The organism is Sphaerisporangium dianthi, assembly GCF_042654065.1.
Lineage (GTDB): Bacteria > Actinomycetota > Actinomycetes > Streptosporangiales > Streptosporangiaceae > Sphaerisporangium > Sphaerisporangium dianthi.
Window position 1 is genome coordinate 134,074 of record NZ_JBHSFP010000011.1, and the last position, 19,802, is coordinate 153,875.

A 19,802-nucleotide genomic window follows, 5' to 3' on the forward strand; every position below is an offset into this window, starting at 1 on the left:
GTCAGCCCACCGCTCCTTCCATCTGCAGCTCGATCAGCCGGTTGAGCTCGAGGGCGTACTCCATGGGCAGCTCGCGGGCGATCGGCTCGACGAAGCCGCGCACGATCATCGCCATGGCCTCGTCCTCGCTGAGCCCGCGGCTCATGAGGTAGAAGAGCTGGTCGTCGGAGACCTTGGAGACCGTCGCCTCGTGCCCCATGGAGACGTCGTCCTCGCGGACGTCGACGTAGGGGTAGGTGTCGGACCGGCTGATCTGGTCGATCAGCAGGGCGTCGCACTTGACGGTGGAGGCCGACCCGGCCGCGCCCTCTTCGATCTGCACCAGGCCGCGGTAGGAGGTGCGGCCGCCGCCCCGGGCGACCGACTTGGAGACGATCGTCGAGGAGGTCTTGGGCGCCAGGTGCACCATCTTGGCGCCGGCGTCCTGGTGCTGGCCCTCGCCGGCGAAGGCGACGCTCAGCGTCTCGCCCTTGGCGTGCTCGCCCATGAGGTAGACGGCGGGGTACTTCATCGTGACCTTGGAGCCGATGTTGCCGTCGATCCACTCCATGGTGGCGCCCTCGTAGGCGACGGCGCGCTTGGTGACCAGGTTGTAGACGTTGTTCGACCAGTTCTGGATGGTCGTGTAGCGGCAGCGGGCGTTCTTCTTCACGATGATCTCGACGACCGCGCTGTGCAGCGAGTCGGAGGAGTAGATCGGCGCCGTGCAGCCCTCGACGTAGTGGACGTAGGAGCCCTCGTCGACGATGATCAGCGTGCGCTCGAACTGGCCCATGTTCTCGGTGTTGATCCGGAAGTAGGCCTGGAGCGGGATCTCGACCTGGATGTTCGGCGGCACGTAGATGAACGAGCCGCCCGACCACACCGCGCTGTTCAGCGAGGCGAACTTGTTGTCGCCGACCGGGATGACCGACCCGAAGTACTCCTTGAAGATCTCGGGGTGCTCCTTGAGGCCGGTGTCGGTGTCGAGGAAGATGACGCCCTTCTCCTCGAGGTCCTCACGGATCTTGTGGTAGACGACCTCGGACTCGTACTGGGCGGCGACGCCGGCCACGAGGCGCTGCTTCTCGGCCTCGGGGATGCCGAGCTTGTCATAGGTGTTCTTGATGTCCGCCGGCAGCTCGTCCCAGGAGGCGGCCTGCTTCTCGGTGGAGCGGACGAAGTACTTGATGTTGTCGAAGTCGATGCCGGAGAGGTCGGAGCCCCAGCTCGGCATGGGCTTCTTGCCGAACAGCCGAAGGCCCTTCAGGCGCAGGTCGAGCATCCACTCGGGTTCGCTCTTCAGTGCGGAGATGTTGCGCACGACCTCTTCGGACAGGCCACGGCGCGCGGTGGCGCCGGCCGCGTCGGTGTCGGACCAGCCGAACTTGTAATTCCCGAGGCCTTCAAGCTCCGGGCGGTCGGTGACAGTCACCTTCCGGTCTCCTTGCTCTCGATCGCGTTGCGCGAAGTGCTTATGGTCACGTCGCCGGAGCCGTCTGAAGTGTCCACGGTCGCGCTCCGCCGGGGGTTCACAGATTGGTTGCGCTGTTCGGCCAGCGCCCTCGGGCTCACATGGGTGGTGCACACGCCGTCGCCGTGGGCGATGGTCGCGAGGCGCTGGACGGGAGTGCCGAGCAGCTGCCCGAACGCCTCGGTCTCGGCCTCGCACAGCTGCGGGAACTCCGCCGCCACGTGCGCCACCGGGCAGTGGTGCTGGCACAGCTGCTCGCCGCCCGACTTGGCCTGGCTGGCCGAGGCGGCGTAGCCGTCGGCGGTCAGGGCCTCGGCCAGCACGCGCACCCGCTGGTCGGCGGGAACCTCGCGCATCGCCGGCGACAGCCGCTTGACCAGGCCCTCGACCTGGGATCTGGCGAACTCGGCCACGGCCTGCTCGCCCACGCGCTCGGCCAGGAAGCGCAGCGCGCTGCCGGCCAGGTCGTCGTAGGCGTGCACGAAGGCGCCGCGCCCGGGGTCGGTGATCACGAACAGCTTGGCGGGCCGCCCGCGTCCTCGCTGACCGCGGGGACGCACCGCGCGTGGCTCTATCATGCCTTCTGCGAGCAACGCGTCGAGGTGCCTGCGCACCCCCGCCGGTGTGAGCCCGAGCCGCTCGCCCAGGGCGGCGGCGTTGATCGGGCCGTGCTCCAGGATCAGCCGAGCGACGCGCGCGCGCGTGCCGCGCTCGGCGCCCTTCTCGGCGTTCGTCATCCCGGTCACGTTTTTCACAACATCAGTGTGCCGTAATTCCTTCCCGGCGTACAACCCGACGATCGTGGGTTGCATCACGCAGGTAAGCCTTACCTAAGCTGCGGAAACCGCCGGGGAAGGCGCACGGCGGTGCAGTCCGAGGAAGGTCGCAAGGGCCGCCGCGGTCAGCACGAGCATGGCCAGCGCCATGGGGAGTGCCGAGCCGGTGCCCCCCAGCCCCACGAGCGGCGCGGCCACCCCGCCGAAGCCGAACTGCAGCAGGCCGAGCAGCGCCGAGGCGCTGCCCGCGACCTGCGGCGCCTGTTCCGCCAGCGCCAGCGCCCCCGTGCCGGGCAGCGACAGGCCCGCGCCGCACATCAGCGTGAACAGCGAGGCGACCACCAGGGGCAGGCCGAGGCCGGCGAGCACGGATCCGGCCAGGCCCGCGGCTCCGGCCACGCCCAGCAGCAGGCCGATCAGCACCAGCCGCGCGGGCGGGACCCGGCCCGCGGCCCGCCCGCCCACCTGGGCCATGAGGGTCAGGCCGAGCGCGTTGGCGGCGAAAATGACCGAGAAGCCGGTCGGGGACACCCCGTAGATCTCCTGGAGCACGAAGGGCGACCCGGAGATGTAGGCGAACATGCCGGCGAAGCCCAGCCCGCCCGCCATCGCCGACGCCATGAACGACCGGTCGCGCAGCAGCAGGGCGAATGTGGCCAGGGTCTGCCGCAGCCCGCCGCCGCCCCGCTCGCCGGCCGGCAGCGTCTCGCGCACGCCGGCGAGCACGGCGAGCAGCAGCACCAGCCCGGCGGCGCCGAGCGCGACGAACACCCCGCGCCAGGAGGTGAATCGCAGCAGCTGTGCCCCGGCGATCGGGGCGAGGATGGGCGCCAGGCCGCTCACCAGCATCAGCGTGGCGAAGATGCGCGCGATGGCCGGGCCGTCGTACAGGTCGCGCACGATCGCCCGCACGATCACCAGCGCCGCGCCTCCGGCCAGGCCCTGCGCCAGGCGCAGCCCGGCGAGGGCCTCGACCGACGGCGCGAAGGCGCACAGCAGCGAGGCCACCGCGTAGGAGGCGACCCCGGCGATCAGGGGGAGGCGCCGTCCCCGCATGTCGCTCACCGGCCCGGCGACCAGCTGGCCCACCGACACCCCGACCAGGCACGCGGTCAGGGTGAGCTGGACCTGGGCGGCCCCGGTCAGCATCTCCCCGCGGATGGCCGGCAGAGCAGGCAGGTACATGTCGATGGACAGCGGGCCGATCGCCGACAACGCGCCCAGGATGAGCACGAGCACTCCGCGCCGGCGCCTCTGCCCTGCGGATCGTTCCGCCGGGGCGTCTTCCTGCACAGCGGTCGCGCGCATGCGACCCCTTTCGTGAGCTGAGGTATGAAACAGCCCACAGGGGGGCAAGGGATCCCCAACTTCCCCAAAGCCCACCTAATTCCCGGTTCGCTGAAGTTCTCCGCTCCCCGTCTTCATGGACGACCTCCCTGCCGCCTTCCCGCAGGAGCGGGCGCGGGAGCCCGGCGTCCGTGACGCCCCGCTCATGCGACGTCGGGGAACCCCTCGCCTGCCCCATCGCCCGGCACGGGCTCCGGCAGGGCCTGTTCGCACCAGATGGTCTTGCCAGAGGTGGTCTGCCTGGTCCCCCAGCCCTGGGTCATCTGTGCGACCAGCAGCAGCCCACGGCCCCCTTCGTCGAAGACGCGGGCCCGGCGCAGGTGCGGCGCGGTGCTGCTGCCGTCGGAGACCTCGCAGATCAGCGTGTTGCCGCGGATCAGCCGCAGCCGGATCGGGGAAGCCGCGTGGCGGATGGCGTTGGTGACCAGCTCGCTGACCACGAGTTCGGTGATGAACCCCAACTCGTCCAGGCCCCACGCGTGGAGCTGGTCCATCGCCAGCCGGCGGGCGCGCGAGACCCGGGCCGGGTCGGCAGGGACGTCCCACGTGGCGAACCGGTCGGCAGAGAGGGCTCCGGTGCGGGCGAGGAGAAGGGCGGCGTCGTCGGCCGCGCGACGCCCGTCGAGCAACGCACCGGTCACGACGTCGCAGGCGTCTTCGAGCGACGCCGCCGGCATCGCCAGGGCGCGGCGCAGCTCGGCCAGCCCCTGCTCGATGTCGCGGTCGCGGACCTCGACCAGGCCGTCGGTGAACAGGGCGATCACGCTGCCCGGGGCCAGGTACAGCTCGGTGGTCTCGAAGGGCAGGCCGCCGATGCCGAGGGGAGGGCCGACGGGCCCGCTCACGACCTCCGTGGCGCCGTCCGGCGTGACCAGGACGGGCAGGAGGTGACCGGCGGTGGCCATGGTGCAACACCGTGAGACCGGATCGTAGACGGCGTACACGCACGTGGCTCCCAGCTCCCCGAAGACCGCCGCATCGCCTTCGGCCGTGCCGGACTGCTGCTCGTTGAGGAGGTGGATGACCAGGTCGTCCAGATGGGTGAGAAGCTCGTCGGGCGGCAGGTCGACGTCGGCCAGGGTGCGCACGGCGGTGCGCAGGCGCCCCATGGTGGCCGAGGCGTGGATGCCGTGGCCGACGACGTCCCCGATGACCAGGGCGACCCGGCAGCCGGACAGCGGGATCACGTCGAACCAGTCGCCCCCCACCCCTGCCTGCACGCCCGCGGGCAGGTAACGGGAGGCGACCTCCACCGCCGGCCGGTCGGACAGCCGCTGGGGCAGCAGGCTGCGCTGCAGGGTCAGCGCCGTGTCGCGCTCTTGGGTGTAGCGGCGGGCGTTGTCGATGGCGACGCCGGCCTTGGCGACCAGCTCCGCCGCGTAGGACAGATCCTCGTCGTCGAACTCCCCGTGCGGCTGGGAGCGCCAGAAGCTGACCACGCCCATCCGCGTCCCATGAGCGGACAGCGGGGTCGTGATCAGCGAATGGCAGCCGCGATCCAGGATCCGCCCGGCCTCCTCTCCGTCCTGGGACCGCCATGCGGTGGAACTTCGCAGATCGGGCTCGACCATGGTGATCCCGTGGCGGAGACTGCTCGCCTGAGGGGTGGACGGCCGCCAGGTGATCAGGCTGCCCGCCGGCTGGAAGGGAACGAGCTCCCCGATGCCTCCCCCTGCCACCCGGCACAGTTCCTCCGACTCGGCCGGAGGGTGCTCCTCACCTCGCTGGACGGTCACCGCCAGGTCGATGGTGACGAAGTCGGCGAACTCGGGGACCACCACCCGCACCAGTTCTTCCGCCGTCCGCCCCACGTCGAGCGTGGTGCCCACCGCCGTGCCGGCCTCGTACAGCAGCTTGAGGCGCATGTGCGCCTCGTCCGCAAGCCTGCGGCTCTCCTCCAGTGAGCTTCCCATGCCGTTGAACGCGTCTTCGAGCTCGCCGATCTCGCCGGTCCCGGTTCCGGGCATGCGCGCCGAGAGGTCTCCGCCGGCGAGCCTTGTGGCGACGGCGGCCGCCCGGCGCACCGGCCGGACGATCGCCCGTGTCAGATACCCGTTGTAACCGGCGATGAGGAGGACCGATGCCACCAGCCCGCCGGCCGCCGCCGCGGTCGCCCAGCGAACCTTGGTCTCGGCGGCCTGTTCCTGCGCCGCCAGTATGGTCCGCGCCTCGCGGTCGAACCGGTCGAACTGAGCTCTGAAGTGGTCGACGCGTCGTTTGCCCTCCACCGTCGTCGCCACGCTCCACGCGGAGGGATCCCCCTGCTTCGCCGCCTCGACCAGCGGGATCGAATAGTCGCGGAGGAAGGAATCCCCGTCACGGGCGATCTCGACGGCCTGGCGCCGCAGCTCGGTCGTGCGGGCGAGCCCGACCACCTTCCGCGCCTCCACGGGGAAGGCCTCCCTGGCGGCCTCCCACGGCTGGAGGAAGCGCTGCTGCCGGGTGATGAGGTAGCCGCGCGCTCCCGTCTCGAGGTCCAGGACGAGCTTTTCGAGGCCGTTCACCTCGACGAGCGTCACGCGGGTGTGCTCTCGCGCGTCCGTCGCGCGGAGCAGGTCGGTGACCGCCCAGAACGGCGCCCCGAAGACGAGCCCGATCAGCATCGCGAGCACGCTGCTCGCGATGAGCATGAGGGGTGTCAGCCCTCTTCCGACACTCCGTCCCGATGGGGTTGCGCTCATGTCAGGCCTTGCTGGTAGCACCGCTACCAGGCGATTCTACCCTCGGGGCGTGACCTGCCCGTTGAGGGGAGGCCCGCTCTCCCCGGACGGGGGGAGCGCCGGCCAGGCCCCGCCGGGAGGGCTCGGAGCCATGACGCCGAAGACGGCGCCGCGCGCGTCGGTGAGCACCGCGTGCCGTCCGGCGGGCAGGTCCCGCGGCGGGCTCACGATCGCGCCGCCGCACCGTTCGGCGAGGAGGGCGGTGGCCTCGCAGTCGGCCACGGCGAAGACCGCCAGCCAGTGCGGCGCGTCCGGCGAGGACGGAGCCCCGCGGTCCGGCCCGGACGGCGTGCCTCCCTCCGGCAAGGACGGCGTACCTCCCGGAGGCCCCGCCACCCGCTCCTCCGATGACCCGGCTCCACCCGGGGACGGCATCCGGCGGCCGGGCGGGGAGGGCGCTTCGTTCATGGCCCGCAGGCCGGCCACGGGCCTGCCGTCCAGCAGCCATTCGGCGCGGTCCCCCCACCCGGGGCCCGTCAGGCTCCGGGCGCTCCAGCCGAAGACCTCTCCGTAGAAGGTCCTCGCCTCCTCTGGGTCGCGGCAGGCCAGCTCGCTCCAGCAGAGCGCGACCGGCTCGTCCACCAGCTGGGCGCCGTGATGCCGCACCGGCTCCCAGACCAGGAACGAGGCTCCCGCGGGGTCCTCGAAGGCCGCCATGGCGCACTCGTCGAAGACCTGGACCGGCCCGACGGCGACCCGTCCCCCCGCTTCCTTGACCTTCTCGGCCGTCGACTCGGCGTCGCCGGTGGCGAAGTAGGTGTTCCAGGCCGACGGCCGGTCCGGGGCGAACGTCGGGCCGATGCCCGCCACGAGCTTGCCGCCCTGCGTGAAACGGCCGTACACCCCCGCGTCCCCGTAGGCGTCGAAGGTGGCCCGCCAGCCGAACAGCGCCTCGTAGAAGGCGACCGACGCGGTGAGGTCGGTGCTGGCCAGGTCCACCCAGCAGGGCACTCCGGGCTTGTAACCGGTACGCGTGGGCATCCGGACCTCCTTGACGGCGGATGTGCGCGCCCGAGCCGGCCGCCCGCGATCGCGCGGGCACGGCAGGGGACGTGGCCCAGCGTCACACGGCGGCCCGGCCGACATGTCCCGCGACCTCCCGCCTTGATGGGAAGTACCGCGAAGCTTTACCGTCACGCGGGCCGGGACGCCCCGGTCGGCGCGGGGACCACGGCCCGCGGTCCCTAGACTCGACTCATGAACGCCCCAGCCGTCGCGCTCACCGAACTGGTCAAGCGATACGGCCGCACCCTCGCGGTCGACGGTCTGAGCCTCACGGCCGAACGCGGCGCGGTCACCGCCATCCTCGGCCCGAACGGCGCGGGCAAGACCTCCACCATCGAGATCTGCGAGGGGTTCCGGCGCGCCGACGGCGGCGCCGTGCGGGTGCTCGGGCTCGACCCGGCCCGCGACGGGGCGGCGCTCAAGCCCCGGGTCGGCGTGATGCTCCAGTCCGGCGGCGTGCCGCCGGCCGTGCGCGCCGCGGAGTGGCTGCGACTGGTGGCCCGCTTCCACGCCCGCCCTCTCGACCCGGACGCCCTGCTGGCGAGGCTCGGCCTGACCGAGCACGCCCGCACCCCCTACCGCCGCCTGTCCGGCGGCCAGCAGCAGCGCCTGTCGCTCGCCGCCGCGATCATCGGCCGTCCCGAGCTGGTCTTCCTCGACGAGCCGACCGCCGGCCTGGACCCCCAGGCGCGGCACGCCTGCTGGGAGGTCGTCGCCGAGCTGCGCGCCCGCGGGGTGTCCACGGTGCTGACCACCCACCACATGGACGAGGCCGAGAAGCTCGCCGACAAGGTCGTCATCATCGACCGGGGGACGGTCGTGGCCGAGGGCAGCCCGCAGTCCCTGACCGGCGCCGAGCGGCAGCTCCGCTTCCGGGCGAGGCCCGGGCTCGACCTGGACGAGCTGCTCAACGCGCTTCCCGCCGGCAGCACGGCCAAGGAGTCGCCGAGCGGCCACTACGTCATCGAGGGCCACGTGGGCCCCGAGCTGCTGGGCACGGTCACCGCCTGGTGCGCCTCCGAGGGCGTCACCACCGACGACCTGAGCGTCGAGCGCCGCACACTCGAAGACGTCTTCCTTGAGCTGACCGGGAGAGAACTGCGATGACCGGCTTCCCGGCGGCGCTCGTCCCCGCGAACCCCTCCGCACGCATCCGAAGGGAACGACCCTGGTGACCGCCGCTCTCGACTTCACGCCCGCCCCGGGCGCTGCGCCGCTGCGCCAGATGGTGCGGGCGCAGGCCGGCGCCGAGATCAGGGCCGTGCTGCGCAACGGGGAGCAGCTCCTGCTCACGTTGATCATCCCGATTCTGGTGCTGGTGGGCTTCTCCGCGATCCCGCTGCTGGAGGTGCCCGGCCGGCGCATCGACTTCGTCACCCCCGGCGTGCTGGCGCTGGCGATCATGTCCACGGCCTTCACCGGGCAGGCGATCGGCACCGGCTTCGAACGGCGGTACGGGGTGCTCAAGCGCCTGGGCGCCACTCCCCTGTCCCGCTCGGGCCTGATGCTCGCCAAGACCCTGGCCGTGATCGCCGTGGAGGCGTTGCAGGTCGTGGTCATCGCGGCCGTGGCGCTCGCGATGGGCTGGCATCCGCGGGGCAATCCGCTGTGGGCCGCCGCGCTGCTCCTGCTGGGCACGGCGGCGTTCAGCGGGCTCGCCCTGCTGATGGCCGGCACCCTGCGCGCGGAGGCGACCCTGGCCGCCGCCAACCTCGTCTACCTGGTGCTGCTGGGCCTCGGCGGGGTCGTGGTGCCGGTGAGCGCGTTCCCGCACACCCTTCGCACCGTCGTCGAGCTGCTGCCGATCACGGCGCTGACCGAAGGGCTGCGCGCGGTGCTGACCCATGCGAGCGGTTTCCCCGTGCGAGACGCGCTCGTCCTGCTCGCGTGGGCCGTCGTGGCCCTGGCCGCCGCCTCCCGCGCCTTCCGCTGGGAATGACCTCCCCTCCTTTCGACCGCACGCGCACGTGCGAGGAACGAGAGAACCCTCCCCATGACCTCGCCCTCCCTCTCCTCCTCCTCGGCCGCCGGCTCCTTCCCCTCCGGCCGCGTCCGGCCGGGCGCCTTCATGCGGGCCGCGGCCGGCGCGGTGCCGCCGTCCGGGCTGGTCATGCTGGCGATCCTTTCGGTGCAGATCGGCGCGGGACTGGCCAAGAACCTGTTCGCGGCCCTGCCTCCGAGCGCCGTGGTGTTCCTGCGCATCGCGGCGGGGGCGGCGATGCTCGCCGTCGCCGCCCGGCCCCGGCTGCGCGGGCTGAACCGGCGCGACCTGGCGGCGGGGGTCGCCTTCGGCGTGACGCTCGGCCTGATGAACCTGTCGTTCTACGAGGCGCTCGCCCGGCTGCCGATGGGCATCTGCGTCACCATCGAGTTCCTCGGGCCGCTCGGAGTCGCGGTGGCGGCCTCGCGGCGCCGGACCGACCTGCTGTGGGTGGCGCTGGCGGCGACCGGCATCGCGCTGCTCGCACCTTGGGGGCAGGCCGGGGGGCTGAGCTGGGTGGGCATCGGGTTCTCGGCCCTGGCGGCCGTCTGCTGGGCCGCCTACATCCTGCTCTCGGCCTCCGTGGGGAGCCGGTTCCCCGGCACCACCGGCCTGTCCTTCGCCATGCTGGTCGCGGTCGTCGTGATCGCGCCGATCGGGGTGACGACCGGCGGGGCCGACCTGCTGCACCCCGGCTTGCTGCTGCTCGGTGCGGGCGTCGGCCTGCTCTCGTCGGTGATCCCCTACAGCCTGGAGCTGGAGGCTCTGCGGCGGATGCCCAAGCGGGTGTTCGGCATCCTGATGAGCCTGGAGCCCGCCGTGGCCGCCCTGGTCGGGCTCGTGGTGCTCGGCGAGGTGCTCCACCTGCGCGAATGGGCGGCCATCGGCTGCGTCGTCATCGCCTCCGTCGGGGCGACCCGCACCACCTGACCACCGGTCAGGCCTTGACCTCGCGGAGGCGGCCGGTCTCGACCTCGTAGACGAAGCCGCGGACCGAGTCCTTGACGGGGATGAACGGGTCGGCCTGGATGCGGGCGATGGACTGGCGGACGTCCTCGTCCAGGTCGGTGAACGCCTCGGCCGCCCAGTCGGGCTTGAGGCCGGTCTCGTCGGCGATGGCGGTCTTGAAGGCGTCGTCGGTGAAGGTGAGCATGCCGCAGCCGGTGTGGTGGATGAGGATGATCTCGCGGGTGCCGAGCAGGCGCTGGCTGATGGCCAGGCTGCGGCGCTCGTCGGCGGTGACCACGCCCCCGGCGTTGCGGATGACGTGCGCGTCCCCTTCGGTGAGCCCGAGGAGCCCGTACACGTTGAGGCGGGCGTCCATGCAGGCCAGCACCGCGACGTGCCGGGCCGGCGGGAGCGGCAGGTGCCCCTTGTCGAAGTCCGCCGCGTAGCGTTCGGCGTTGGCGAGGAGTTCGTCGGTGACGCTCATGCAGACCTCCGAAGTCGTCGGGCCCGGGACGCGGCCCGGTGTCCCGGCCAGCCTTCCCTACATTACCTACTCCGTCAACAGTCTTTAACTCTCCGTCACCCCCGGCGGACAGGCCTCCCGCCACCGGCCCGTTCGCCCGGCCGGATCCCGCCGCCCGCGCCCGGGCGGCGATTCCCCCGGCGGGCCTCTTGCCCTTCGGTTTGTGTACGACGTAAGCTTACTTCGTACACAAACCAGGAGGCGTCATGACCACCATCGCGATCATCGTTCCGCTCGTCTGGCTGGCCTGGCTGGCCCTCACCGAGTGGGTCCCCATGTTCCCCCTCAACGACCTGTCCCCCGGCAACATCGGCCGGCGCCTGCTGGCCGCGGCCATCAACTACCCGTTCCCCCTGCTCATCGCCGCGGGCGTCGCCGTCCACCAGAGCTGGTCGCTGATCACGGCCACCATGCTGTGCTTCCCGGTCATGGCGGGTCACCTGGGGAACTGGTGGCTGCCCTACTTCGGCACCGCCTCCGCGTCCCAGCGTGAGACGTACCAGCGGGACTACGCCCGCACCCTGAAGATCCTTCCCGTCGAGGGCCACGACGTCGTCATCGACGTGCAGCACATGATCGTGGGCGCGCTCTCCCTGGTGATGCTGGCGACGACCCTCACCGCTACCCTGACCGCATGAAGCAACCGGCCCGGGGCCGCGGAGCCGGGCGCGGCGGGCGGCCGGCGGTGCTCAGTCCCGAGCGCATCGTCGCCGCCGCCGTCGAGATCCTGGACGCCGAAGGCCTGGACGCCCTGACCATGCGCCACCTCGGCACCCGCCTCGGCGTCGCGGCCATGTCGCTGTACCGGCACGTCCCCAATCGCGACGCCCTGCTGAGCGCGGTGGTCGGCCACCTGTTCGCCGAGACCGTCGTCGACCCCGTCCCGGCCGTCCCGTGGACCGAGGCGCTGACCGGTTTCGGCGCCGCCTACCGGCGGACACTGCTCGCCCACCCGCACGCCGTGCCGCTCCTGGCCACCCATCCCGTCGACGTCGACACCGGCCTCACCCTGCTGGCCGGCCTGCTGGACCGCTTCGCGGCCTCGGGCGTCGCGCGGCCGGACGCCCTGACCGCGATCCAGTCGGTCGGCGTCTACGTCCTCGGCCACGCCTTGGCCCAGGTCGGCACGCCGCCCGGGACGGACGCGCCCGCGCCGGTCGCCGACCCCGCCGTCACCGCCTTCTACGACGAGTGGTTCGACAGCGGCCTGCGCGCCATGGTGTCGGGGTTCGAGCGGCGGCTCGCCGAATAGGCGATCGCGAGCCCGGCGGGCGGGACCCCGCGCCGCGAGCGGGGCGCGGCCACCGGTCACTCCGGGCGGTCGGCCCAGATGCCTCGCACGTGCTGGATGTGGTGGTCCATGAGGGTGCGGGTGGCGTCGGCGTCACCGCGCGCGAGGGCGTCCAGGATGTCCAGGTGCTCGCGGGCGGAGTCGGCCAGGGTGCCCCGTTCCGACATGGTCTTCAGGCCGTACAGCCGGGCGCGGTAGCGCAGGTCGCGCGCGATCTCGACCAGGTGGGCGTTGCCGGCCAGGGCCAGCAGGTCCATGTGGAAGCGCAGGTCGGCGTTGACGTAGGCCAGCAGGTCGCCGCGCTCGGCGGCCGAGACGATCTCCTCGGCCACGGGCCGCAGCCGCTCGGCGTCGCCGGCGACGGCGGTGCCGGCCAGCCGGGCGACCGTGGGGACCTCGAGCAGCCTGCGGATCTCGGTGAGCTCGTCCAGGTCGCGCTCGGACAGCTCGGTGACCCTGAACCCCTTGTTGCGCACCGCCTCGACCAGGCCCTCCTTGGCCAGGTCGAGCATCGCCTCGCGCACCGGCGTGGCCGACACGCCGAACTGCGCGGCCAGCACCGGGGCGGAGTACACGACGCCGGGCCGCATCTCGGCGGCCACCAGCGCGTCGCGCAGCGCCTGGGCCACCTGCTCGCGCAGGCTCTGGCGCCCGCTCATGACGGGCAGGTCGAGCCTGCCGTCCTCGCTCACGCCCGGCCACCCCGCTCGGACCCGCTCGCCATTCCGGTACCCCTCCCCAGGCTCATCGGCCCGCCCACGCCTCGTGGACGGCGGCCGCCACGACCAGATCCTCCCAGGCCATGCCCACGCTCTTGAACAGGCGGGGACCGGGGCCGGGCCGCAGGCCGCCCCGCACGAGCAGCGCGAGGTCGCCGGCGAGGTGATCGGGCCCGACCAGGCCCTGCTCGATGGGGATGACCAGGTCGCCGGCCTCCGCGAGCGCGGCGGCGCGCGACTCGACGACCACGGTCGCCCGGGCGACCAGCTCGCCGTCGACCTCGCGGGCGTCCGGCTCGTGGGAGCCGACCGCGACGACGGTGGCGCCGTCGGCGACGAGCGCGCCGGGGAACAGCGGCTCCCTGGCGCCGGTGCAGCACGCGATCACGTCGGCGGACGCCACGGCGGACGCCACCTCGGGGGACACCGCCACCCCGCCGGTCCGGACGGCCGCCGCGGCCCGCTCCGCGGACACCGGTGCCTCCGCGTCCGCGACGTCCGCCACGGGTCCGGCAGGCCCGGCGGGCCCGGCGGTGGTGAGCGCGGTCGCGTGGAGGCCGAGGCCGGCGCACCGCCCGGCGAACGCGCGGGCGCGGGCGGCGTCGCGGCCGGCGACGGTGACCCGCTCGATGGGGCGGACGGCGCACAGCGCCTCGACGTGGCCCCACGCCTGCGGCCCGGTGCCGAAGACCATCAGCGAGCGCGCGTCCGGACGCGCCAGGTGGGCCGCGGCCAGAGCCGAGACGGCGGGAGTACGCAGCGCGGTGAGCGCGGCGCCGTCCATCGCCGCCAGGGGCGTGAGCGTGTCCCCGTCGAACAGCAGGTAGGTGCCCTGGATGCGCGGCAGCCCTTTGGCCGGGTTGCCGGGGGCCACGGTCGCGACCTTGATCCCCGCGTGGCGGCCGTGCGCGGCGGGCATCAGCAGGAACTGGCCGGCCGGCACCTCGACGACCGGGCGGGGCGGGCCGCCGCCGGGGTCGAGCCCCTCCGACAGCGCGTCGCCCAGCACGCGCACGGCCCGCTCCATGGGCAGCAGGGCCCGCAAGGTGTCCCCGTCGATGTACGGCAGCGCGGTCATCGCAGCGTGAACCCCAGGCCGACGGGGTCGCGGGGGTCGAAGGTGAAGCGGTGCACGCCCGTGCGGTAGGCCATGCCGGTGATCTCGGGGATGACCGCGTCGCCGTGTTCCCCGGCCACCCGCCCGGTGAACACGCTGCCCACGATGCTCTCGTGGACGAGCTCGCCGGTGAAGCCGCCGGCGTGCAGCAGCGCCAGCCGCGCGGCGGTCCCCGAGCCGCAGGGAGAGCGGTCCACCTCGCCGTCGGCGAACACCGTGACGTTGCGCTGGCGGCCCGGCCCGAGCTCGTCGTAGAAGATCACCCCGTAGATGCCCGACAGCCGGTCGTCGGTGGGGTGCCGCGCGGCCGGGTGGTCGGCCAGGAACGCCTTGATGGAGCGGCCGAGGACGATCAGCTCGGTCAGGTGGTGCGGCTCCACGGCCAGCCCGAACGCGGCGGCGGGCACCGAGGCGTACAGGGCGCCGCCGTAGGCGATGTCGACCGCGGCCTCGGCGGCGACGCCGCCGGCGGTGACGGCGATCACCCGCACGTCGCGGGCGGCGACGCGGGAGGCGACACTGCGGAAGGTCACCGACTCGATCAGCCCGCCCGAGCGGCGGACGCGGGCGGTGACCCGTCCCGAGGGCACGTCGACGACCACGTCGGTCTCGCCGTCGGGGGCGGCCTCCACCAGCCCCGACTCCACGGCGTGCACGCCGAGCGCGATCGTGCCGTGGCCGCAGGCGGTGGAGTAGCCGTCCTTGTGCCAGAACAGCGCGCCCAGGTGGGCGCCGGGGTCGTCCGGCGGGACCAGGAAGCAGCCGTACATGTCGGCGTGCCCGCGCGGCTCGTGGCACAGCAGCCGCCGCACCCGGTCGATCTCAGGAGCCGAGGCGTTGTCCCTGCGGTCCAGGACCGTGGCGCCGGGGATGTCCGGGATCCCGGCCGTGACGACGCGGAACGGCTCGCCGCCGGTGTGGTAGTCGACCGTGCGGATCTCCCCTGGACCGGACGCCGCACCGGCGACCGCCGCCGTGCCGGACGTGCGGTTCTCCCCTGGGCCGGACGCCGCGCGGGCGCCTCCCGTCGCCGTGCCGGGCGTTCTGCGGGCTTCCACGGTCAGACACCTCCGAGGTAGGCCTCGACGACGCGGGAGTCGCCGGCCAGTTCGGCCGCGGAGCCGCCGAGCACGCACCGCCCGTTCTCGATCACATAGCCGCGGTGGGCGATCTTGAGGGCGGCCTTGGCGTTCTGCTCGACCAGCAGCACCGACACCCCTTCGGCGTTGACCTCGGCGACCAGCTTCATGACCGAGGCGACCACGAGCGGGGCCAGGCCCATCGACGGCTCGTCCAGCAGCAGCATGCGCGGCCCGGTGACCATCGCGCGGCCGATGGCGAGCATCTGCTGCTCGCCGCCGGACAGCGTGCCGCCCTGCTGGGAGCGTCGCTCGGCCAGGCGCGGCAGCAGCGCGTACACCCGCTCGATGCGCCGGCGGATCTCGGCGTGGTCGCGGACGAGGTAGCCGCCCACCTGGAGGTTCTCATGCACGGTGAGCGTGCTGAAGACGCGGCGTCCCTCGGGCACGTGCACCAGCCCGGCGCGGACGATGGCCTCCGGCTTCGCGCGGGTGACGTCCTCGCCGCGGAAGAGCACCTTGCCGGCGGCCGGGCGCACCAGCCCCGAGGCCGCGGACAGCGTGGTGGTCTTGCCGGCGCCGTTGTTGCCGAGCAGGGCGACCACCTCGCCCTCCTCGACGGTGAGCGACAGCCCGCGCAGGGCGTGGACGCCGCCGTAGCGGACCTCCAGCCCGTCGATCTCAAGCGCCGCCATCGTGGCCTCCCTCCCCCCTGCCGCCGCCGGCGCCGGGGGCATCGGCCACCGGCGGCCCCTCCGGTGGGGCGTCCGCGGCGGGGCCCGTGCCGCCGTCCCGGCCGTCGTCTTCGTCCCTGCCCAGATACGCCTCGATGACGGCGGGGTCGCGGCGCACGTCCTCGGGCCGGCCGTCGGCGATCTCGCGGCCGAAGTTGAGCACGACCACCCGCTCGGACACCTCCATGACCAGGCCCATGTCGTGCTCGATCAGCACGATGGCGATGCCGAGCCCGCGGATCCTGCGGATGAGGTCGAGCATCTCGGCCTTCTCGCCGTGGTTGAGCCCGGCCGCGGGCTCGTCGAGCAGCAGCAGCCCGGGCTCGCGGGCCAGCGCCCGGGCGATCTCGACCCTGCGCTGCTCCCCGTAGGGCAGGTGGCGCGCCTCGCCGAACCGGTCGCCGCGCAGGCCCACGAAGTCGAGCCAGTGGTTGGCCCGCTCGGTGGCCTTGCGCTCGCCGCGGCGGTAGCGGGGAGTGTGCAGCAGCGCGTCGATGAAGTTCTGCCGAAGCCACAGGTGGGCCCCGGCACGGACGTTGTCCAGAACCGACATCTCGCCGAACAGCCGCAGGTTCTGGAAGGTCCGCGCCACCCCGAGGCCCGCGATGCGGGACGGCCGCAGGCCGGTGATCTCCCGTCCCGACAGGACCACACGCCCTGCGGTGGGCTTGTAGAACCCGGTGACGCAGTTGAACGCGGAGGTCTTCCCCGCGCCGTTGGGCCCGATCACCGAGACGATCTCGGCCTCGCCGACCGTGAACGACAGGCCGTCGATGGCCAGCAGGCCGCCGAAGGAGAGCCGCAGTTCCTCGACCGACAGCAGCGTCACGAGCTCGCCTCTCTCGACCGGTGCGGCCACAACCCCTGCGGGCGGACCAGCATGACGATGATGAGCAGCACCCCGAAGGCGAAGAACTGGTACTCGGCGAAGTCGCGCAGCACCTCCGGGAGCAGGCTGATGACGATGGCGCCGATGACGACGCCCGGCGTCGAGCCCATGCCGCCGAGCACCACGGCCATGAGCACGAGGGCCGAGCGCAGGAAGGTGAAGCTGCCCGGGGAGATCGCCGACAGCTGCGCGGCGAACAGCACGCCGGCCAGCCCGCCCCAGACGGCGCCGGCGATGTAGGCGGCCAGCTTGACGCGGTAGGTGTGCACGCCCATGGCCTCGGCGGCGTCCTCGTCCTCGCGGACGAAGCGCCAGGCCCGCCCGAGCCGGGAGCGGCCGAGCCGTGACGCGCCGATCACGGCGAGGGAGGCGATCACCACGGTCAGGTAGTAGAAGACGACCAGGTCGCCCGTGAGGCCGGGGATGCCGTAGATGCCCGACGGGCCGCCGGTGACCTCCAGGTTGTTGGCCGTGATGCGGATGATCTCGCCGAAGCCGAGGGTGACGATGGCCAGGTAGTCGCTGCGCAGCCGCAGGGTCGGCGCGCCGATCACGACGCCGGCGATCACCGTGACCACGATGACGGCGGGGACGGTGGCGAGGAGCGGCAGGCCGAACCGCGTGGTGAGCACGCCGCTGGTGTAGGCGCCGACGGCGAAGAAGGCGACGTAGCCGAGGTCGAGCAGGCCGCAGAAGCCGACGACGATGTTCAGCCCCGAGGCCAGCATCACGAAGATCGCCGTACTGGCCATGATGGACATCACATACTGGCCCGCGTTCACGAAGGGGACGAGCGCGGCGACGGCCAGGCCGCCGAGCCCGGCCCACTTGCTGTCCAGCAGCCGCGAGGCGGCGCGGCCGAGGGGCGTGCCGCGCCCGCGCGCCTTGGCGCCGGACGTCATACCCGCTCCGTCACGCGCTCGCCGAGCAGGCCGGTCGGCCGCACGGACAGGAACAGGATGAGGACGCCGAAGGCGAACACGTCGCGCCACTCGCCGCCCAGCCAGTAGGTGCCGAAGGACTCCAGCAGGCCGAGCAGCAGGCCGCCGAGCATGGTGCCCGGGATGTTGCCGATGCCGCCGATCACGGCGGAGGTGAAGGCCTTGAGCCCGATGAGGAACCCCATCAGGAAGTCGATCTTGCCGTAGTAGGCGCCGGCCATGACCCCGGCCGCGCCGGCGAGGGCGGAGCCGATGAAGAAGGTGCGGGAGATGACGGCGTTGACGTCGATGCCCATCAGGGCGCTCGTGCGCGGGTCCTGGGCGATGGCGCGCATGGCGCGGCCCTCGCGGGTGCGGGTGACCAGGAGGTTGAGCCCGATCATGAGGGCGACGGCGACGACGATGAGCGCGATCTGCTGCAGCGTGATGCGGGCGCCCAGCACCTGGACCGCCGTCCCGCCGAGCCTCAGCGGGTAGACCTGCGGGTCGGCTCCCGCGGCGGCCCGCATGCCGTACTCAAGGGCGAACGAGGCGCCGACCGCGGTGATGAGCAGCGACAGCTTGGGCGCGCCGCGCAGCGGGCGGTAGGCGACGCGTTCGAGCACGACGCCGGACAGGCCGGTGACCGCCATCGTGACGACGAGCACGCCGAGCAGGACGGGCAGCGCCATGCCGGGCGAGACTCCGCCGACGGCGCCGAGGATGGCGAAGCCGGTGAAGGCGCCCAGCATGTAGATGTCGCCGTGGGCGAAGTTGAGCAGTTTCATGATCCCGTAGACCATGCTGTAGCCCAGCGCCACCAGCGCGTAGAACGACCCGACGAACAGGCCGTTCCAGATCAGCTGTGACATTTCATGTTTCCTTCGGACCGGAGACGGCCGGCGCGGGGCCGCCGGCCGTCCCGGGACGGTGTGGGACGCGAGGTCACTTGAGCGCGTCCTGGAGGGCGAACTTGCCGGACTTGACGACCAGGATCTGGAAGCCGCCGCTGGACAGCGTGTGGTCGGGGGTGAACTTCAGCGGGCCGGAGAACATCGGGAAGCCGTCGATGCCCTCGAGCGCGGCGATGACCTTGGCCCCGTCGGTGGACCCGGCCTTCTTCACCGCCTCGGCGGCGAGCCGCACGGCGTCGTAGGACTGGTTGGAGTACGGGCCGGGGTTGGAGCCGAACTTCTTGTTGTAGTCGGCGATCCAGGTTTCGGCGCCCTGGAGGGTGTCGGGGGTCTGGGTCATCGTGGCGTAGACGCCCTCGGCGGCCTCCGGGCCGGCGATCTCGGCGAGCTTCTCCGACACCGAGCCGTCGCCGACCATGATGGCGCCCTTGTACCCGGCCTGCCGCAGCTGCCGGATGATCAGGCCGCCCTCCTGGAAGTAGCCGGTCCAGTACACGAAGTCGGGGTTCTTGGCCATGATGTTGTGGATGTTGGCGCTGTAGTCGCTCTCCTTGGGCGTGACGGCCTCCAGGATGGCCGTCTCCGGCCCGCCGGACTCGTCCAGCAGCTTCTGGGTGCGCACGGCGATGTCCTTGGAGTAGCTGGTGTTGTCGTGCACCAGCGCGGCGCTCTTCGCCCCCTGCTTGACGATCCACGCCATCGCGGCCGTCGCCTGCTGCGTTCCGGTTCCATTGATCATGAACACGTGCTTGAGGCGCTGGTCGACCAGCTCCTGCGAGTTCGCCGCGGGGATGATCATCGGGATGTTCGTCTTGCCGAACACCGGCAGGGTGGGCAGCGTGGCCCCCGAGCAGTAACCGCCGACCGAGACGTCGACGCCCTCGGCGACGAGCTTGTTGGCGCCGGCGACGGCGGTCTGGGCGTCGCACGCGTCGTCGGCGACCTTGAGCTCCAGCTTGCGGCCGAGGACGCCGCCCTTGGCGTTGACCTCGTCCACCGCGAGCTGGGCGGCGTTCTTCATGTACGGGCCGACGGCCGCCTCGCTGCCGGACTGGGGGATGAGCATCCCGAGCGCGATGGGCCCCTCTTCCCCGTCGCCCTCCGAGCCGCCGCCGAGGAGTCCCTGGCCGCATCCGGCCGTCAGCATGGTCACGGCCGCCGCCAGCGACCCGATCAGCGCCAAGCGCGATTTGCCCATTGTCTATCTCCTCGCGAAAACTGCACGGCTCAGATGATGTGTGACATTGCACATGCGCCGTCAGTCTCCGTCAAGGCTCCGAGACCAGACCGTTGCAAGCCTGGCGAAAGCCCGTGCCGCCCGGTGAGAAAGGCTCTCCCGGGCACCCGCCCCGCCCTCGTCCGGAGGCGTCCGCCCACTCCCGGACG

The 19,802-nt window shown here is 72.5% G+C and carries 19 protein-coding genes; 5 read left to right on the plus strand and 14 right to left on the minus strand.

Translation table 11 applies throughout. From position 1 onward, the window contains the following. Nucleotide 1: 1 nt before the first annotated feature. From sufB to ACFO60_RS18365, 5 genes are all read right to left on the minus strand, one after another. Nucleotides 2-1,414: a Fe-S cluster assembly protein SufB gene (gene sufB / locus ACFO60_RS18345; RefSeq protein WP_380841618.1), complete on the minus strand. Its 1,413-nt coding sequence runs from the start codon at nucleotides 1,412-1,414 to the stop codon at nucleotides 2-4. Further along, on the minus strand, nucleotides 1,411-2,190 hold the full coding sequence (locus ACFO60_RS18350; protein WP_380841728.1) for a helix-turn-helix transcriptional regulator: 780 nt from the start codon (nucleotides 2,188-2,190) through the stop codon (nucleotides 1,411-1,413). Before ACFO60_RS18350 ends, sufB begins: the two co-directional genes overlap by 4 nt. A gap of 93 nt (nucleotides 2,191-2,283) precedes the next feature. Then, nucleotides 2,284-3,537 (minus strand): multidrug effflux MFS transporter, encoded by a 1,254-nt coding sequence (locus ACFO60_RS18355; protein WP_380841619.1) that lies wholly within the window; start codon nucleotides 3,535-3,537, stop codon nucleotides 2,284-2,286. Nucleotides 3,538-3,719: 182 nt separating this feature from the next. Continuing rightward, on the minus strand, nucleotides 3,720-6,206 hold the full coding sequence (locus tag ACFO60_RS18360; protein WP_380841620.1) for a SpoIIE family protein phosphatase: 2,487 nt from the start codon (nucleotides 6,204-6,206) through the stop codon (nucleotides 3,720-3,722). Between the two features lie 87 nt (nucleotides 6,207-6,293). Then, on the minus strand, nucleotides 6,294-7,277 hold the full coding sequence (locus ACFO60_RS18365; protein ID WP_380841621.1) for a VOC family protein: 984 nt from the start codon (nucleotides 7,275-7,277) through the stop codon (nucleotides 6,294-6,296). A 216-nt stretch (nucleotides 7,278-7,493) separates the two neighbouring features. Here ACFO60_RS18365 and ACFO60_RS18370 point away from each other — a divergent pair, with 216 nt between their 5' ends. The 3 genes from ACFO60_RS18370 (at nucleotide 7,494) to ACFO60_RS18380 (ending at nucleotide 10,212) form a co-directional block, all read left to right on the plus strand. Next, nucleotides 7,494-8,408, plus strand: coding sequence for an ABC transporter ATP-binding protein (locus ACFO60_RS18370; protein ID WP_380841623.1), 915 nt, complete (start codon nucleotides 7,494-7,496; stop codon nucleotides 8,406-8,408). A 118-nt stretch (nucleotides 8,409-8,526) separates the two neighbouring features. Then, complete coding sequence (locus ACFO60_RS18375) at nucleotides 8,527-9,240, plus strand: ABC transporter permease (protein WP_380841729.1); 714 nt, start codon at nucleotides 8,527-8,529, stop codon at nucleotides 9,238-9,240. A 54-nt stretch (nucleotides 9,241-9,294) separates the two neighbouring features. Then, on the plus strand, nucleotides 9,295-10,212 hold the full coding sequence (locus ACFO60_RS18380; RefSeq protein WP_380841624.1) for an EamA family transporter: 918 nt from the start codon (nucleotides 9,295-9,297) through the stop codon (nucleotides 10,210-10,212). Between the two features lie 7 nt (nucleotides 10,213-10,219). On the opposite strand, the gene ACFO60_RS18385 is transcribed toward ACFO60_RS18380, so the two are convergent. Further along, nucleotides 10,220-10,714, minus strand: a complete 495-nt coding sequence (locus ACFO60_RS18385; RefSeq protein ID WP_380841625.1) for a beta-class carbonic anhydrase — start codon at nucleotides 10,712-10,714, stop codon at nucleotides 10,220-10,222. A 245-nt stretch (nucleotides 10,715-10,959) separates the two neighbouring features. On the opposite strand from ACFO60_RS18385, the gene ACFO60_RS18390 reads away from it, so the two are divergent. Both ACFO60_RS18390 and ACFO60_RS18395 read left to right on the plus strand, forming a co-directional pair. After that, nucleotides 10,960-11,391, plus strand: coding sequence for a hypothetical protein (locus tag ACFO60_RS18390; RefSeq protein WP_380841627.1), 432 nt, complete (start codon nucleotides 10,960-10,962; stop codon nucleotides 11,389-11,391). Further along, nucleotides 11,388-12,005: a TetR/AcrR family transcriptional regulator C-terminal domain-containing protein gene (locus ACFO60_RS18395; protein ID WP_380841628.1), complete on the plus strand. Its 618-nt coding sequence runs from the start codon at nucleotides 11,388-11,390 to the stop codon at nucleotides 12,003-12,005. Before ACFO60_RS18390 ends, ACFO60_RS18395 begins: the two co-directional genes overlap by 4 nt. 56 nt (nucleotides 12,006-12,061) lie before the next feature. On the opposite strand, the gene ACFO60_RS18400 is transcribed toward ACFO60_RS18395, so the two are convergent. The 8 genes from ACFO60_RS18400 to ACFO60_RS18435 form a co-directional block, all read right to left on the minus strand. Next, the gene (locus tag ACFO60_RS18400; protein WP_380841629.1) at nucleotides 12,062-12,736 is read right to left on the minus strand and encodes a GntR family transcriptional regulator; all 675 of its coding nucleotides are present in this window, start codon (nucleotides 12,734-12,736) and stop codon (nucleotides 12,062-12,064) included. Nucleotides 12,737-12,788: 52 nt separating this feature from the next. Continuing rightward, complete coding sequence (locus tag ACFO60_RS18405) at nucleotides 12,789-13,841, minus strand: ornithine cyclodeaminase family protein (protein WP_380841630.1); 1,053 nt, start codon at nucleotides 13,839-13,841, stop codon at nucleotides 12,789-12,791. Then, nucleotides 13,838-14,938, minus strand: coding sequence for a proline racemase family protein (locus ACFO60_RS18410; protein WP_380841631.1), 1,101 nt, complete (start codon nucleotides 14,936-14,938; stop codon nucleotides 13,838-13,840). Before ACFO60_RS18410 ends, ACFO60_RS18405 begins: the two co-directional genes overlap by 4 nt. 2 nt (nucleotides 14,939-14,940) lie before the next feature. Next, on the minus strand, nucleotides 14,941-15,654 hold the full coding sequence (locus tag ACFO60_RS18415; RefSeq protein ID WP_380841633.1) for an ABC transporter ATP-binding protein: 714 nt from the start codon (nucleotides 15,652-15,654) through the stop codon (nucleotides 14,941-14,943). Further along, nucleotides 15,641-16,522, minus strand: coding sequence for an ABC transporter ATP-binding protein (locus ACFO60_RS18420; protein ID WP_380841635.1), 882 nt, complete (start codon nucleotides 16,520-16,522; stop codon nucleotides 15,641-15,643). Before ACFO60_RS18420 ends, ACFO60_RS18415 begins: the two co-directional genes overlap by 14 nt. After that, complete coding sequence (locus ACFO60_RS18425) at nucleotides 16,519-17,484, minus strand: branched-chain amino acid ABC transporter permease (RefSeq protein ID WP_380841637.1); 966 nt, start codon at nucleotides 17,482-17,484, stop codon at nucleotides 16,519-16,521. Before ACFO60_RS18425 ends, ACFO60_RS18420 begins: the two co-directional genes overlap by 4 nt. Then, nucleotides 17,481-18,374 carry a branched-chain amino acid ABC transporter permease gene (locus ACFO60_RS18430; RefSeq protein ID WP_380841638.1) on the minus strand — a complete coding sequence of 298 codons (894 nt, stop codon included), beginning with the start codon at nucleotides 18,372-18,374 and terminating at the stop codon, nucleotides 17,481-17,483. Before ACFO60_RS18430 ends, ACFO60_RS18425 begins: the two co-directional genes overlap by 4 nt. Nucleotides 18,375-18,447: 73 nt before the next feature. Then, a complete protein-coding gene (locus ACFO60_RS18435; protein ID WP_380841640.1) occupies nucleotides 18,448-19,614 on the minus strand; it encodes a branched-chain amino acid ABC transporter substrate-binding protein in 1,167 nt (388 codons plus the stop codon). Between the last annotated feature and the right edge of the window lie 188 nt (nucleotides 19,615-19,802).

Bases quoted from the DNA above. Each gene is read 5' to 3' on its own strand.
- ACFO60_RS18390 (WP_380841627.1), top strand. From the start codon at position 10,960: ATGACCACCATCGCGATCATCGTTCCGCTCGTCTGGCTGGCCTGGCTG.
- ACFO60_RS18395 (WP_380841628.1), top strand. From the start codon at position 11,388: ATGAAGCAACCGGCCCGGGGCCGCGGAGCCGGGCGCGGCGGGCGGCCG.
- ACFO60_RS18360 (WP_380841620.1), bottom strand. From the start codon at position 6,206: ATGCTCATCGCGAGCAGCGTGCTCGCGATGCTGATCGGGCTCGTCTTC.
- ACFO60_RS18355 (WP_380841619.1), bottom strand. From the start codon at position 3,537: ATGCGCGCGACCGCTGTGCAGGAAGACGCCCCGGCGGAACGATCCGCA.
- ACFO60_RS18365 (WP_380841621.1), bottom strand. From the start codon at position 7,277: ATGCCCACGCGTACCGGTTACAAGCCCGGAGTGCCCTGCTGGGTGGAC.
- ACFO60_RS18425 (WP_380841637.1), bottom strand. From the start codon at position 17,484: ATGACGTCCGGCGCCAAGGCGCGCGGGCGCGGCACGCCCCTCGGCCGC.
- ACFO60_RS18380 (WP_380841624.1), top strand. From the start codon at position 9,295: ATGACCTCGCCCTCCCTCTCCTCCTCCTCGGCCGCCGGCTCCTTCCCC.
- ACFO60_RS18385 (WP_380841625.1), bottom strand. From the start codon at position 10,714: ATGAGCGTCACCGACGAACTCCTCGCCAACGCCGAACGCTACGCGGCG.
- ACFO60_RS18405 (WP_380841630.1), bottom strand. From the start codon at position 13,841: ATGACCGCGCTGCCGTACATCGACGGGGACACCTTGCGGGCCCTGCTG.
- ACFO60_RS18415 (WP_380841633.1), bottom strand. From the start codon at position 15,654: ATGGCGGCGCTTGAGATCGACGGGCTGGAGGTCCGCTACGGCGGCGTC.
- ACFO60_RS18430 (WP_380841638.1), bottom strand. From the start codon at position 18,374: ATGTCACAGCTGATCTGGAACGGCCTGTTCGTCGGGTCGTTCTACGCG.
- ACFO60_RS18375 (WP_380841729.1), top strand. From the start codon at position 8,527: ATGGTGCGGGCGCAGGCCGGCGCCGAGATCAGGGCCGTGCTGCGCAAC.
- ACFO60_RS18435 (WP_380841640.1), bottom strand. From the start codon at position 19,614: ATGGGCAAATCGCGCTTGGCGCTGATCGGGTCGCTGGCGGCGGCCGTG.
- ACFO60_RS18350 (WP_380841728.1), bottom strand. From the start codon at position 2,190: ATGACGAACGCCGAGAAGGGCGCCGAGCGCGGCACGCGCGCGCGCGTC.
- ACFO60_RS18370 (WP_380841623.1), top strand. From the start codon at position 7,494: ATGAACGCCCCAGCCGTCGCGCTCACCGAACTGGTCAAGCGATACGGC.